The following is a 14526-nucleotide window of genomic DNA, read 5'->3' on the forward strand; positions in this document are numbered from 1 at the left end:
GATCGCGAGAAGGTTGCCCACCGCGGCGGGCGCTCGGGCTTGGCGTCGCATGCGCCGCCCGCCCGCCCGCCGCCGTGGACAACCTCGCAGATTTCGCCAACGAACATGATCAGTAGATGAAAGTTGAAACTCATGTACAAAGGGCATGCTCGATTGAACGTTGGAGGTCCCGATGCGATTGACCGAGATCACTATTGAAAACTACAAGAGTTTTCTTGAGCCGCAGACGATTAAATTTGACTCGGGCTTCAATTTACTAGTTGGGGGTAACAACTCGGGAAAAACAAGCGTGCTCGAGCTGTTGGATTGCAATCAAGGGGTCAATGAGCCGCATAGATCTCAAAAGACCATTCCGGTAGTGGACGGGGTGCCAAATAGAACTACACGCGTCCGGCTGGTAGCTTCTTTTGGGGTTGAGGAATTGCCGCTTACCGGTGACTCAATAGTCTTGCCGATCCGCCCGGAGAAGGTCTCTGATCCCATCCGTGCGGCGCATGAAATGCTATCTCCGGGCAATCGCGTTACCGTGGCTATCGACTTCGGCGGTGGTGGCTTTGAGCTGACGTTTGGGGGTCACGAGTATCTTGAGGGATCCTCTGCGAACAATAGGGGGGCTGTTCAATGCATCCAGGTCAAGCGCGTTCCCGGTGGGTCCATTCAGCAGTCAGTGATGATGGCACAACAGCACGGACTCCCCCTGCTTGGGCCGTACTTCGATGTCATCAAGCGAAAGATTTACAAGTTCATAGCGCTCAGACAGCCCGGCGCCATTGGCGTTGCATCAGGATCAACAACCCTTGAAACGACCGCGGCAAATCTACCCTATTGCCTAAACTTCCTGCAGACGAGTGATTCATTCGCCCATCGAAAGCTTTGTCAATGGGTGACTAGAGTTATTCCAAGTGTTCGATGGATCCAGGCTACACCCACCGGGGGGCAGTTTGAAGTCAGGTGTCTTCACATGGATCCGGAAGCTCAGCGGGGCGATCTTGCTATCCCATTGGCGCGCATGGGGTCAGGGATTGGAAACGTAATTGCAATGCTGTTTGTGGTTCTGGTGTCCCGAGAGCCCCAAGTAATCGCGATTGACGAACCGAACGCATTCCTCCACCCACGGGCTCTACGTGAGCTGCTTGCGATTCTTGCCTCTGAAGGCAGGCAGCACCAGTACATCATGACGGCCCACTCGGCAGACGTCATTGCGGGAACTAATGCCAAGTCGATTGCAGTTCTGAAGCTGTCCGAAGGGAGCACTACCGTTGCGCAAGTAATGAGCCCTGGACTGCATGCTTTACGAAGCGAACTGGCGGAACTGGGTATTCAGATGACCGACCTCCACGGGAAGGATAGAGTTTTGTGGGTGGAAGGTCAGACCGAGGAAGTGGTGTTTCCGAGTTTGCTCAGATGGGCTTGCCCGGAGATTTCGGCGGGCACGGCAATCCTGCGAGTCGAGCACACAGGCACATTCGAAACGAAAGGCGTCTCACCTGTTGAAGTGGCGAATTTGTACGATCGCTTGGCGCAGTCAGCAGCGTTGGTCCCGCCCATGGCGTCTATCCTGCTAGATGCTGAGAGGCGGTCTAAGCAAGAGTGCGCTGCAATCCAACGGGAATCAAACGGAAGAATTCGCTTTCTTCAACGGCGTATGCTTGAGAACTACATTCTCTGTCCTACCGCGATTGCTGCATCACTTGGGGAGTTAGGTGAGCGAGTTGAACTGGGGCTGATCGAAGAGAGGCTGAGGCGTGAGCTTGCTACTTCAAATTTGGAAAACATCGATGGTGCAGGGCTACTAGCAGGCATCTACTCAGATCTCACTAGTGCAAGGCATTCATTCAGGAAAACCCGAGACGTTCCTGCCATCGTCGATTGGCTGCTGGAGTTTGACCCCGAGTTCCTCGCTCCACTACGGGGAGAAATTGAACAGCTGTTCCGGTAAGCAAGCCGCGGTCGTCTACGTAGCCAAATCGTCACAGAGAGACGTCCTCCTACAGCCTTGTACGCGGGTATCGCTTCTCACTGGTTGCATGCTTCCGATGCATGGTGGCGACTGCGGTGCGCTTGAAAATCCGCGTGTCGGTGGTTCGATTCCGCCCTTGGCCACCAATCAAATCAACGGCTTGGACTTCGCGGTCCAGGCCGTTGTGCATTGAGGCGCGGCCTGCTCGCCGCCCCCCCCCGCGCTACCCCGCCCCCATCTCCCTGCGCAGCCACGCCCGCGCCAGCGTCCAGTCGCGCTTCACGGTGGCCAGCGACAGGTTCATCGCGTCGGCGATCTCCTCGTTCTCCAGGCCGCCGAAGAAGCGCAGTTCCACGACCTTGGCGGCGCGCGGGTCGATCGCCTCGAACGCGAGCAGCGCCTCGTGCACCGCGACGAGGTCGCGGTCGGGGCCGGCGCCGATCTGTTCCAGGGCCGACCAGGTCAGCGGCACGAGGTCGGCGTCGCGCTTGTCGGCGCGGCGCGCCAGTTCGTGGTTGACGAGGATGCGGCGCATCATCGTGGAGGCCACGGCGAGGTAGTGGCCTCGGCTCTTCCACAGCGTGCGTGACTGCTCGGCCATGCGGAACCACGCCTCGTGCGCCAGCGCGGTGGCAGACAGCGTGTGCCCGGGCTGCTCGCGTCGCAGGTGGCCGCGCGCCACGCGCCGGATCTCGTCGTACAGCAGCTCGAAGAGGCGCTGCCCGGCCTCCGGGGTGGGCGCGTCCAGCTGGGACAGCCAGCTCGTCACGTCCGGCGGCAGCGTGTTCGGCGGGTTCGGCGCGTTCATGGCTTCGGCGCGATCCTAGTCCGAGACCGTCGCGCGCCGCAGCGGCCTGCGCACCCCGGGGCCGGGTGGGTGCCGCGGCGCGGCGTGGGGCCTAACATCGCCCGACATGCCGCTCGAACCCGAGTCCCGACCGGGCCTGGCCTGGGCCGACGTCAAGGCGCTGTTCGACCAGGCCCTCGCGCGGCCGGCCGGCGAGCGCGAGGCGTGGCTGCGCGCGTCCGGGCACGACCCAGCGCTGGTGGCCGAGGTGGCAAGCCTGCTCGCCCACGCCAGCGACGGCGGCGGCAGCGGCTTCCTGGCCGCGCCGGCCGCAGCGGCCGCCGCCGGCGCGCCGCCGGCGCGAGAGGGCCTGGCGCTGGGGCCGTGGGTGCTGGTGATGCCCTTGGGCAGCGGCGGCATGGGCGACGTCTGGCGCGCTCGCCGTGCCGACGGGGCCTACGAGGGCGACGCGGCGGTCAAGATCCTGCGCCGCGGCATGGACTCGGCCAGCGTGCTGGCGCGCTTCGCGCTGGAGCAGCGTACGCTGGCGCGGCTGCACCACCCCAACGTGGCGCAGCTCTACGACGCCGGCATCACGCCCGACGGTCTGCCGTACTTCGTGATGGAGCTGGTGGAAGGGCGCTCGATCGACGAGGCGGCGCAGGGCCTGCCGCTGGCCGCGCGGCTGCAGCTGTTCCTGCAGCTGGCCGACGCGGTGTCGTACGCGCACCGCCAGCTGCTGGTGCACCGCGACCTGAAGCCGAGCAACGTGATGGTGGACGCCGAGGGCCGCGTCAAGCTGCTGGACTTCGGCATCGCCAAGGCGATCGACCCGGCCGAGGCCGACCGAACCGGCACCCAGGCGGGGCTGCGGCCGTTCACGCCGCACTACGCCAGCCCGGAGCAGGTGCGCGGCGAGCCGGTGGGCACGGGCACCGACATCTACAGCCTGGGTGTGCTGCTGTACGTGCTGCTCACCGGCATCCGGCCTTATGGGCGCGACGCCAGCACGCCGGCCGAGGCGGCGCGCAGCGTGCTCGAGGAGCAGCCCACGCGCCCCAGCGCGCTGAGCCCGCAGCTGGTGGCCGACCCGCTGTGGCTGGCCACCCGCCGCCAGCTCGAGGGCGACCTGGACAACGTGCTGCTCAAGGCACTTGAAAAGCCGGTGGAGCGGCGCTACGCCAGCGTGGACGCGCTGGCCGCCGACGTGCGCGCCTACCTCGACGGCTACCCGGTGAGCGCGCGGGCGCCCTCGCCGGGCTATCTGGCCGCGCGCTTCGTGCGGCGGCATCGCGCGGCGGTCGGTGCGGCCGCGCTGGCCGTGCTGGCCCTGGTGGGTGGCATGGGCGCCACCGCGTGGCAGGCGCACGAGGCAAGGCTGGCGCGCGACCGCGCCGAGCAGCAGCTGGCCGAGCTCAAGCGCCTGACGCGCGACGTGGTGTTCCGCTACGGCGACGCCGTCACCTACCTGCCCGGCGGTCTGCAGGTCAAGGAACAGATGATGCTGGACGCGGTGCAGCGCCTGGAGCGCTTCGCCGCCGTGGCACAGGGCGACCCCGGCCTGCGCGGCGACCTGGCCACCGCCTGGGCGCGCGTGGCCTACATCCAGGGCGACGAGTCCACCGCCTCGCTCGGCAAGCCGGAAGACGCGATCCGCAACGCCGACCGCGCCATCGCCGCGGCCCAGGGCGCGATCGACGGCCGCGAAGGCGACGCCGAGTTCATGCTGTGGCTGTCGCGCGCGCACACCGCGCGCGGCCACGCGCTGCGCCAGGGGGGCCGCAAGGCGGAGGCGATGGCCGGCTTCGAGTCCGCCATCGCGCTGCTCGAGCGCGGCCTGGCCCACCAGCCCGCGGACCGCAACCTCCGCACCGAGCGCGCCACGCTGCGCCATGCGACCGGCCAGCTGCTGTACCAGCCCGGCAACCAGCACCTGGACCGGCCGGCCGATGCACTCGCACAGCTGCAGCTGGCGCAGCGCGAGCTGGAGGCGATCGAGGCCGAGCGCCATGACGTGGAGGTGATCTACCAGCTGGGCACCGTGGTGGGCGCGATCCACCTCGTGCACCTGGGGCAGGGCCGGCTCGACGAGGCCATCGCCACCGGCCGGCAGGCCGTGGCGCTGCGGCGCCGCAGCGCGGAGGAAGACCCGAGCAGCATCGTCTACCAGGACGGGCTGTGCACCGAGGCCAACAACCTGGGCTTCGCGCTGCTGCGCGCGATGCGCCCTGCCGAGGCGCTGCCGGCCACCACGCTGGCGCGCGACACCGGCCTGCTGCTCGCGCGCCAGAACGGCCCGCAGAGCAAGTGGCCGCGGCTGACGCGCCTGTACGCCACCAGCCATGGCCGCGCACTGGCCGGCGTTGGGCGCCATGCCGAGGCGATCGCGATGTACGAGGAGTCCGAGGCCGAGTGGCAGCGCATGCAGGCCGAGAACCCGGCCACGACGCAGCTGTTCCGTCGGACCTGGGTGACCGTGCAGCGTGCCAAGTCGCTCGTCGCGCTGGGCCGCCGTGCCGAGGCGCTGCCGCTGCTGCGCGAGGCGCACGAGCGCTTCCTGGCCTGGGGCAGCGAGCCCGCGCTGCGCGCCAGCGCACTGGTCAACCAGGGCGAGGCGGCGCTGGCGCTGCAGGGGCTGGAGCCGGGCGCGGGCTGGCGCGACAAGGCGCGCGCGGCCTACCTGGCCGCGCAGGCCCTGCGCCCGCTGATGGGTGACCAGGCAGCGGCGCTGAAGGCGGCTGGCGGCTGAGGGCAGCGCACCGGCAGGGGCCGGGACGTACCGCGTTGAGCCTTTTGGGCGATGGGGGCTGCGTAAGGGGGCAAGACCCGGCGCGGGCCGGTGTCCGACACCCTCGACCCCTCCAGGAGAACCCCATGAACCCGACGACGCGAACCCTCCATCACCTGATCTGCGGTCTGTGCCTGGCCTCGCTGGCGGCCTGCGGCGGCGGCGGCGACGACCCGGCCGATGCCGGCGGAAACGGCGGTGGCGGGGGCGGCGGCAACGGCGGTGGCGGCGGCGCCGTGACCCTGAGCTGCAACACCGCGCTGTTCCAGGCGGGCACCGTCGCCGTGCCCACGGCCGGCCAGATGTCGGCCTACGCCGGCACCTTCAACGGCAGCGAGGGCAGTTTCGGCCCCAACCCCGGCGACCCCTTCGTCGCCAGCGGCCCGGCCACGCTGATCCTCGCGGCCGACGGCACCTTCACCTACAAGGGTGTCGCCTACACCGCCAGCTCGGTGTGCATCGACAACGCCAGCGGCGGCCTCGGCCGCATCCTTTACGTGCACTCCGGCAGCGGGCACTTCGACATCTCCGACCAGAACAACGGCGGCGACCTGGGCCAGGCCTGGGGCGTGTCGCCCGTCAACGGCGTGCTGTTCCGACGCGGCCAGCGGCCCTGACCGGGCGCCGCCGCGGCGCGGCGGCCCGCTGGCGTGCAAGCGCTTGCACGCCGGTCGCGAGCCCCTACACTTTCCGGCCGTTGAAGCCGGCGAGGTCGGCCAGGGGAGAGGGAACAGCGTGCACAAGTCCATTCGCAGCCGCGGCGCGGCGCCGGCCAAGGCCACGCTCGGCATGGTGGCCGAGCGCGCCGGCGTGTCGCCGAGCACGGTGTCGCGCATCCTCAACGGCACGGCGGTGGTCAGCGACGAGAAGCGCGCCGCGGTGGACGAGGCCATCGCCACGCTGGGCTTCGTGCCCAACCCGGTGGCGCGCGGGCTGGCCGGCGGGCGCACGCTGAGCATCGGCGTGGTCACGCAGGCGATCGACAGCCCGTTCTATGGCGCCGCACTGCGCGGTATCGAGCAGGCGCTGGGTGGCGCGGGCTACAGCCCGCTGTTCATGAGCGGCCACTGGCGCACCGAGGAGGAAGCGCGCTGCATCGACGTGCTGCGCTCGCGCCGGGTGGACGGGCTGATCGTGCTCACCGGGCGCCTGTCGGACACCGCGCTGCGCTCGGTGGCGAGGTCGCTGCCGGTGGTGGTCACCGGGCGCACCCTCAAGGCGGCGAACCTGTACTCGCTCGACTTCGACAACCGCGAGGGCGCGCGCCAGGCGACTCAGCACCTGATCGACCTGGGGCATCGCCGCATCGCGTTCATCAGCGGCGACGGGGACCACCCGGACGCCGTGGAGCGCCAGCAGGGCTACCAGCAGGCGCTGGAAGCCGCGGGCCTGAAGCCCGACCCGGCGCTGCTGCTGCCGGGCAACTTCACCGAGTACAGCGGCCTGCTGGCGGTGGAGCGCTTGCTGGATGCGCGCACGCGCTTCAGTGCCATCTTCGCCGCCAACGACCAGATGGCCTTCGGTGCCGTGCTGGGCCTGCACCGGCGCGGCAAGCGCGTGCCGGACGACGTGTCGCTGGTGGGCTTCGACGATGTGGCCGGCGCGCTGTACATGGTGCCGCCGCTGACCACCGTGCACAACCCGATCCAGGAGATCGGTGAATTGGCCGCTGCGGCCATGCTCAGCCTGCTGGCCGGCGAACGGCCGCAGCTCGAGGTGCCCGTGCCGCGCCTGATCCCGCGCGAGTCGACGCGGCCCGCGACCCCCTAGCCGGGGCCCCGAACTAACCCGCGATTGACAGGCCGGGGGCTCGGCCGATACAGTGTGAAAGCGCTTTCAAAGTGCGGCCGCCGCCCGTCCGGGCCGGGTCCGGCCGCCCTGGTGAAGCGCGCTGTCATCCGATCGCCATGCCCGTATCCGCCGACTCCCTGCACCGCTTCCCGCCCGGCTTCGTCTGGGGCGTGGCCACCAGCTCGTTCCAGATCGAGGGCGCCGCGCAGGCCGACGGCAAGGGCCCGTCCATCTGGGACCGCTTCTGCCGTCAGCCCGGCGCCATCGCCGACGCCAGCACCGGCGACGTGGCCTGCGACCACTACCACCGTCTCGAAGAGGACCTCGACCTGATCGCCGCGCTGGGCGTGGACGCCTACCGGTTCTCGGTGTCGTGGCCGCGCGTGCAGCCGCTGGGCCACGGCGCCTGGAACCCGCGCGGCCTGGCCTTCTACGACCGCCTGGTCGACGGCCTGCTCGCGCGCGGCATCAAGCCCTACCTGACGCTGAACCACTGGGACCTGCCGCAGGCCCTGCAGGACCGCGGCGGCTGGGCCGACCGCGACACCGTGCACCGCTTCGTCGACTACGCGCTGGGCATCGAGGCCCTGCTCGGGCCGCGCCTGGCCGCGATCACCACCCACAACGAGCCGTGGGTCGTGTCGCAGATGGGGCATGAGTGGGGCGTGTTCGCGCCCGGGATCAAGAGCCGCGCCGTCGCCACGCAGGTGTCGCACCACCTGCTGCTCAGCCACGGCCTGGCGCTGCAGGCGCTGCGCGCGGCCGGCAGCCGCGCCCGGCTGGGCATCGTGCTCAACCTGGCGCCGATCCACGCCGCCACCGACACCGACGCCGACCGGGCCCAGGCGCGCCTGGACGACGGCCGCCTGGTGCGCTGGTACATGGACCCGCTGTTCCACGGCCGCTACCCCGACGACGTGCTCGCGCACCTGGGTGCCGACGCGCCGCGCGTCGAGGCCGGCGACATGGCGGCGATCCGCCAGCCGATGGACTTCCTGGGCGTCAACTACTACTCGCGGGCCGTGGCCAGCGCCGACGGCTCCTGGCAGGCCGGACGCACCGGGTTGCCGCTCACCGACATGGGCTGGGAGATCTACCCGTCCGGCCTGACCGAGCTGCTGGTGCGGATGCACCGCGACTGGCCGGTGCCGCCGCTGTACGTCAAGGAAAACGGCGCCGCCTTCCAGGACCAGCTCGTCGACGGCCACGTGCACGACGCCGAGCGCGTGGCCTATCTCGCCGCGCACATCTCGGCCGTGGCCGACGCGCTGGCGCGTGGCGTGCCGATGGCCGGCTACATGGTGTGGAGCCTGCTCGACAACTTCGAGTGGGCATCGGGCTACGCCAAGCGCTTCGGCATCGTGCACGTGGACTACGCCACGCAGCGCCGCACCCCCAAGGACAGTGCGCTCTGGTACCGCGACTTCCTCCAGCGCCTGCGCGCCCGGCAGGCGCCGGTCGGCGCTGTGCCGCGCACCGGCGAGCCGGTCGCGTCCTGACCTGCCAGACCCCCGCACCGAGGAACTGCAAGATGCCCAAGGCCCCCCCGCGCAGGAAAGGCTGGAAGCTCGTCTGGCACGACGAGTTCGACGGCCGCGAGGTCGACCGCAGCAAGTGGGACTTCGACATCGGCAACGGCTTCTACGACTACAAGAACCACGCCTGGGTGCCGGGCTGGGGCAACGATGAGCTGCAGTACTACACCCACGAACCGGAGAACGTGGTGCTGCGCGACAGCTGCCTCGTCATCCGCGCCGTCAAGGCGCCGCTGCACGGCTGCGGCTACACGTCGGCGCGCCTGAAGACGAAGAAGCGCGACGGCACGGTGCTGTTCGCCACCACCTACGGCCGCGTCGAGTTCCGCGCCAGGGTGCCGTGGGGCAAGGGCCTGTGGCCGGCGCTGTGGATGCTGCCGGTGGACGACAAGTACGGCGGCTGGGCCGCCAGCGGCGAGATCGACCTGATGGAAATCGTGGGCGAGAAGCCGCACGAGGTGCTCAACAGCATCCACTTCGGTTCCACCTTTCCCGGCCGCGAGCTGATCACCACCGTGCATGCGCTGCCCGGCGGCAGCCTGGTGTCGGACTGGCACACCTATGCGGTGGAGTGGGAGCCGGGCGAGATCCGCTTCTACGTCGACGACGTGCAGACCTGCACCTACGACCACTGGTGGAGCTGCAGCAAGCTCAAGGACGGTGCCGGCGTGCCGGCCCGCAAGGAGGCCGACCTCAACCCCTGGCCGGCGCCCTTCGACCAGCCGTTCTACCTGGTGATGAACGTGGCCGTGGGCGGCAACTTCCCCGGCGCGCCGAACGACGAGACACGCTTCCCGGCCGAGCTGGTGGTGGACTACGTGCGCGTGTACGACAAGGTGGGCGGCTATGGCGCCACCCGGCCGCGCGGCGCCGGCCGCATGCCCTGGCAGAAGAAGAAGGGCGCAGGGCCCAAGCCCTGAGCCCGAGGCCCCGACGCCCCTGGCGACCGAAGGAGACGACATGACTTCCCATTCGAACGACGGCGACGCCGCGGGCGCACGCCCCGTCTCCGCACCGCATCAGCCGGCCTTCGCGACCCCGGGCCATGGCGCTGGCGCGGGCACCGGCACGGGCGCCGGCCCCGCGGGCCCGGCGCTGCGCCCGCCGCCGCTGCCGCCTCAAGAGCGCGCGTCGCTGGCCGCCGAGTTCCGCGGCGTGCTCGACGCCGGTGTGCACGGCCTGTGCTTCAGTCCCTACCTCGAGGGCCAGGCGCCCGGCGCGCAGGTCAGCGCGGATCAGATCCGCGCCCGCCTGGAGGTGATCCGTCCCTACACGGGCTGGATCCGCACCTTCTCCTGCACCGACGGCCACGAGCAGACGCCGGCGATCGCGCATTCGATGGGCCTCAAGACCCTGGTGGGCGCCTGGCTCGGCACCGACGCCGACATCAACGAGCGCGAGATCCAGGGCGTGATCGAGGTGGCCCGTGCCGGCCATGCCGACATCGTGGCGGTGGGCAACGAGGTGCTGCTGCGCGAGGACCTCACCGAGGACGAGCTGCTGGCACAGATCCAGCGCGTGAAGCAGGCGCTGCCCGGCGTGCCGGTGGGCTACGTCGACGCCTACTACCTGTTCGAGAAGCATCCGCGCGTCACCGCCGCCTGCGACGTGGTGATGACCAACTGCTACCCGTTCTGGGAGGGCTGCCCGCGCGAGCAGGCGCTGGCCTACATGCAGACCATGATGCAGCGCACGCGCGCCGCCGCGCCCGGCAAGCGCGTGCTGATCAGCGAGACCGGCTGGCCCGACCAGGGCAGCAACTTCCACGGCTCGGTGCCGTCCGAGGAGGGCGCGATGCGCTACTTCATGGACACCGTGCGCTGGGCGCGCCAGGACGGCATCGAGGTCTTCTACTTCGCCGCCTTCGACGAGGCCTGGAAGGTGGGCGCCGAGGGCGACGTGGGCGCGTACTGGGGCCTGTGGGACAAGGACGCCCGGCCCAAGTTCGGCTGAGCCGCGGCGCCCGCCCACGAGATCCACACGATGACACTCGCACTGCCCCAGGGCAACGCCATCTGCTACTCCGGCTACCGCGAGGGGCAGGACCCGAACCGCAAGCTGTTCCCGTCGGTGGACGAGATCCGCGAGGACCTGCACATCCTGAAGAAGCACTGGCGCCTGCTGCGCCTGTACGACTGCAGCCTGCACGCCGAGCGCGTGCTGCAGGTGATCCGCGAGGACCGGCTGCCCTTCCAGGTGATGCTCGGCGCCTACCTGGGCGCGGAGATGAACAACTTCGGCTGCCCCTGGGGCGGCACCTACGACGAGGCCACGCTCGACGCCAACCGCGCCGAGAACGACGCCGAGGTCGGCCGGCTGATCGCGCTGGCGCGCAGCCACGAGGACATCGTGTTCTCGGTGGCCGTGGGCAACGAGGCCACGGTGGACTGGACCGACCACTTCGTGCCGGTGCCACGCATGATCGAGCATGTGCGCCGCGTCAAGGCGGCGGTGCGCCAGCCGGTCACCTTCTGCGAGAACTACGTGCCGTGGCAGCACAAGCTGCGCGACCTGGTGACCGAGCTGGACTTCATCTCGCTGCACACCTACCCGGTGTGGGAGTACAAGCACATCCACGAGGCGCTGGACTACACCAAGGCCAACGTCGCCAGCGTGGCGCAGCTCTACCCCGACAAGCCGCTGGTCATCACCGAGGCCGGCTGGTGCACCAACAGCAACGGCCGCGGCATGCATGCCGAGCACGCGGTGCAGGAACTGCAGGCCATCTACTACCAGGACCTGATGGACTGGACCCGCAGCGCCGGGCTGCTGTGCTTCGTGTTCGAGGCCTTCGACGAGCCCTGGAAGGGCTCGCCCGACCCGCTGGAACCCGAGAAGCACTGGGGCCTGTTCACCGTGGACCGTCGGCCCAAGCGGGTGATGGAAGCGCTGTACCCCGAGCGGGTGGCGCGCCCGCTCGGCGCCGCGGCCTGAGACGGCGCCGTGGGGCCCGACGTGACGCCGATGCACACGCACCGCACGCCCGACGTGGCGCTGTGGGACCAGTACCGCGCGCTGCGCGAGCAGTGGACGCACGAGGACATGCTCGTCGGCCAGCGCATCACCTGGCTGATCCTGTCCGAGGGCCTGCTGTTCAACGCCTACGTCACGCTGTCGGCCCGGGCGCCGGGCTGGCTGGCGCTGGGCTTCCCGCTGTTCGGCATCGCGGTGGCGGCGTTGATCGGCGTGGGCGTGTTCACCGCGCTGCGCGCGTCGGACCAGGTGCGGCGCGAGTACGAGCACAGCGGCCTGGCCGACCTGTGCCCGCTGGCGCCCGAGGTGCATCTGGCCCGGCGCGGCCGCTGGGCGCCGAAGGCGCTGCCCTTCGTGTTCGGCGCGATGTGGCTGCTGGCGCTGGCGGCGGCGGTCGGCGGCGCGGGCTGAGCGCGCGGCCGTCGCGGACCGGGCCAGCCCGGTTCCCGTGCATCACCGCATCGGCGCCGTGGGTGCGGTCTCGGGCCGTGCGACGGCCCCGAAGTGGTCCTTCAGCGCCTGGGTGAACCGCTCGCGGCCGTGGCTGCGACGCTCCAGCAGGCCCACGTGGCGCTCCACCGTGGCGCCCGGCAGCGGCACCAGCCGCAGCGCCCGGTCGCGGCTCCAGCGCAGATTGGCCAGCCGCGGCACGATGGAAATGCCGAAGCCCTGGCGCACCAGTTCGACGATGGCCTCCACCGAGTTGAGCTCCAGGCCTTCCACGACGGTGGCGTGGCACTGCGCCAGCACCTCGTTGACGAGGTGGCCGGTCCAGGTGCGGCGGTCGAAGCGCATGAACGGGCACTGCGCCAGCATCTGCAACGGCTCGGCCGGCAGCGCGAAGTGCGGGCGGGTCGGCACGATCAGCACCATCGGCTCGAGGTACAGCGGTGTCCATGCCAGCGTGGCCGGCAGGCGCGAGGGCGGCTGCGTAACGACGGCCGCATCCAGCTCGCCGCGTTCCACCCGCGACATGAAGTCGGCCGATTGTCCGGCCAGCAGCGTGACCTCCAGCGACGGATGCCGGCGCTTGAGCGTCCACAGGGCATCGGCGAAGGCGCCCATCAGTGCGGACACGAGCGCGCCCATCACGACCGTGCCGCCGATCTCGTCGCCGGCCCGCGCCGACTGGAGCTGGAGCCAGCGCTCGACCAGGTCCTTGACCGCCGGCACGCGCTGGCGCCCCTGCGGGTTCAGCACCACGGCGCGCGCGCTGCGGTCGAACAGCGTCACGCCGAGTTCGTCCTCGAGCGCCCGCATCTGCAGACCCACGGCCGCCGAGGTGAGGCCCACCTCCGCGCCGGCGGCGGCGAAGCTGCCCAGGCGTGCGGCGGCGAGAAAGGTCTGCAGGGTGCGGATCGACGCCATGCCCGGGTTCTCCCTGAAGAAAAGAAAGGAAAGCTTTCTCTCAGTGGCAGAAAGACTCGCTTTTGCTTGAGCGGCCCGAAGTCTACCCTCCAGGCCCTCGACCGGTGCAGGTCACGGCGCGCACCGCCCGACCTGACCAGCGCCGACCCGCCACACCCGCCTGCCGATGGCCACCTTCCGCTATCTCACCGACATCCACCTCGACTTCGGCGCCGTCGGCCAGCTGCCGGCCGAGTGCGCGCGCGCCGGCATCTCGCGACCGCTGATCGTCACCGACGCGGGCGTGCGCGCCGCCGGCGTGCTGGCGCAGGCCCTGGCGGGGCTGGGCGGCCTGCCGCACGCGGTGTTCGACGGCACGCCGTCCAACCCCACCGAGGCGGGCGTGCGGGCGGCCGTCGAGCTGCTGCGCGCGCAGCGCTGCGACGGCCTGGTGGCCGTGGGCGGCGGCTCCAGCATCGACCTGGCCAAGGGCGTGGCGATCGCCGCGCGCCACGACGGGCCGCTGAAGCACTACGCCACCATCGAGGGCGGCAGCCCGCGCATCACGGCCGACGCGCTGCCGCTGATCGCCGTGCCCACCACTGCGGGCACCGGCAGCGAGGTGGCGCGCGGCGCGATCCTGATCGTCGACGACGGGCGCAAGCTGGGCTTCCATTCGTGGCACCTGATGCCGCGGGCGGCGGTGCTCGACCCGGCGCTCACGCTGGGCCTGCCGCCAGCGCTGACGGCGGCCACCGGCATGGACGCGATCGCGCACTGCATGGAGACCTTCATGGCGCCGGCGGTGAATCCGCCCGCCGACGGCATCGCGCTCGACGGCCTGGCGCGCGGCTGGGCCCACATCGAGCGCGCCACCCGCGACGGCCAGGACCGCGAGGCGCGCTGGAACATGATGAGCGCCAGCATGCAGGGCGCGCTGGCCTTCCAGAAGGGCCTGGGCTGCGTGCACTCGCTCAGCCACAGCCTGGGCGGCGTCGATCCGCGGCTGCATCACGGCACGCTGAACGCGCTGCTGCTGCCCGCGGTGATCCGCTTCAACGCCGGGGCCGACTCGGTGCGGCGCGAGCGGCGGCTGCAGCGCATGGCCCATGCGATGGGCCTGCCGGGCTGCGACGACGACGGGGCGCAGGTGGCCGACGCGGTGCTTGCGCTGAACCGGCGGCTCGGCCTGCCGTCCGGGCTGGCCGCGATGGGTGTGGCCGAGGCCGCGTTCGACCGCATCATCAACGGCGCGCTGGCCGATCACTGCCACAAGCTCAATCCGCGCGAGGCCACGCGCGACGACTATCGCGCGCTGCTGCGCGATTCGATGTAGGGCGCGGCC

General features: G+C 70.3%; 12 protein-coding genes. 10 read left to right on the forward strand and 2 right to left on the reverse strand.

Annotated features, from left to right (window positions below):
- Positions 1 to 172 precede the first annotated feature (172 nt).
- A complete protein-coding gene (locus tag AC2EAQ_RS11530; protein WP_484643769.1) occupies positions 173 to 1939 on the forward strand; it encodes an AAA family ATPase in 1767 nt (588 codons plus the stop codon).
- 244 nt (positions 1940 to 2183) lie between these two features.
- Here the strand turns inward: AC2EAQ_RS11530 and AC2EAQ_RS11535 are convergent, their stop codons facing one another.
- On the reverse strand, positions 2184 to 2768 hold the full coding sequence (locus AC2EAQ_RS11535) for an ECF-type sigma factor (protein ID WP_484643771.1): 585 nt from the start codon (positions 2766 to 2768) through the stop codon (positions 2184 to 2186).
- Between the two features lie 106 nt (positions 2769 to 2874).
- Between AC2EAQ_RS11535 and AC2EAQ_RS11540 the strand changes: the two genes are divergently transcribed.
- From AC2EAQ_RS11540 to AC2EAQ_RS11575, 8 genes are all read left to right on the forward strand, one after another.
- Positions 2875 to 5496 (forward strand): serine/threonine-protein kinase, encoded by a 2622-nt coding sequence (locus AC2EAQ_RS11540; protein ID WP_484643773.1) that lies wholly within the window; start codon positions 2875 to 2877, stop codon positions 5494 to 5496.
- 125 nt (positions 5497 to 5621) lie between these two features.
- A complete protein-coding gene (locus tag AC2EAQ_RS11545; protein ID WP_484643775.1) occupies positions 5622 to 6152 on the forward strand; it encodes a hypothetical protein in 531 nt (176 codons plus the stop codon).
- Between the two features lie 118 nt (positions 6153 to 6270).
- Positions 6271 to 7305 carry a LacI family DNA-binding transcriptional regulator gene (locus AC2EAQ_RS11550; RefSeq protein WP_484643777.1) on the forward strand — a complete coding sequence of 345 codons (1035 nt, stop codon included), beginning with the start codon at positions 6271 to 6273 and terminating at the stop codon, positions 7303 to 7305.
- Between the two features lie 137 nt (positions 7306 to 7442).
- Positions 7443 to 8825 carry a GH1 family beta-glucosidase gene (locus AC2EAQ_RS11555; RefSeq protein ID WP_484643781.1) on the forward strand — a complete coding sequence of 461 codons (1383 nt, stop codon included), beginning with the start codon at positions 7443 to 7445 and terminating at the stop codon, positions 8823 to 8825.
- A 32-nt stretch (positions 8826 to 8857) separates the two neighbouring features.
- The gene (locus tag AC2EAQ_RS11560) at positions 8858 to 9781 is read left to right on the forward strand and encodes a glycoside hydrolase family 16 protein (RefSeq protein WP_484643786.1); all 924 of its coding nucleotides are present in this window, start codon (positions 8858 to 8860) and stop codon (positions 9779 to 9781) included.
- Positions 9782 to 9821: 40 nt separating this feature from the next.
- Positions 9822 to 10814, forward strand: a complete 993-nt coding sequence (locus tag AC2EAQ_RS11565) for a glycoside hydrolase family 17 protein (protein WP_484643791.1) — start codon at positions 9822 to 9824, stop codon at positions 10812 to 10814.
- A 30-nt stretch (positions 10815 to 10844) separates the two neighbouring features.
- Complete coding sequence (locus tag AC2EAQ_RS11570; RefSeq protein WP_484643794.1) at positions 10845 to 11795, forward strand: glycosyl hydrolase family 17 protein; 951 nt, start codon at positions 10845 to 10847, stop codon at positions 11793 to 11795.
- Positions 11796 to 11816: 21 nt separating this feature from the next.
- Entirely contained in the window at positions 11817 to 12245 is a 429-nt protein-coding gene (locus AC2EAQ_RS11575; protein ID WP_484643796.1) for a hypothetical protein, read from the forward strand.
- Between the two features lie 42 nt (positions 12246 to 12287).
- On the opposite strand, the gene AC2EAQ_RS11580 is transcribed toward AC2EAQ_RS11575, so the two are convergent.
- Positions 12288 to 13202 (reverse strand): LysR substrate-binding domain-containing protein, encoded by a 915-nt coding sequence (locus tag AC2EAQ_RS11580; RefSeq protein ID WP_484643798.1) that lies wholly within the window; start codon positions 13200 to 13202, stop codon positions 12288 to 12290.
- A gap of 166 nt (positions 13203 to 13368) precedes the next feature.
- Here AC2EAQ_RS11580 and gbd point away from each other — a divergent pair, with 166 nt between their 5' ends.
- Positions 13369 to 14517 (forward strand): 4-hydroxybutyrate dehydrogenase, encoded by a 1149-nt coding sequence (gbd, locus tag AC2EAQ_RS11585; RefSeq protein ID WP_484643800.1) that lies wholly within the window; start codon positions 13369 to 13371, stop codon positions 14515 to 14517.
- Positions 14518 to 14526 lie beyond the last annotated feature (9 nt).

Source organism: Aquabacterium sp. T101, assembly GCF_057219775.1.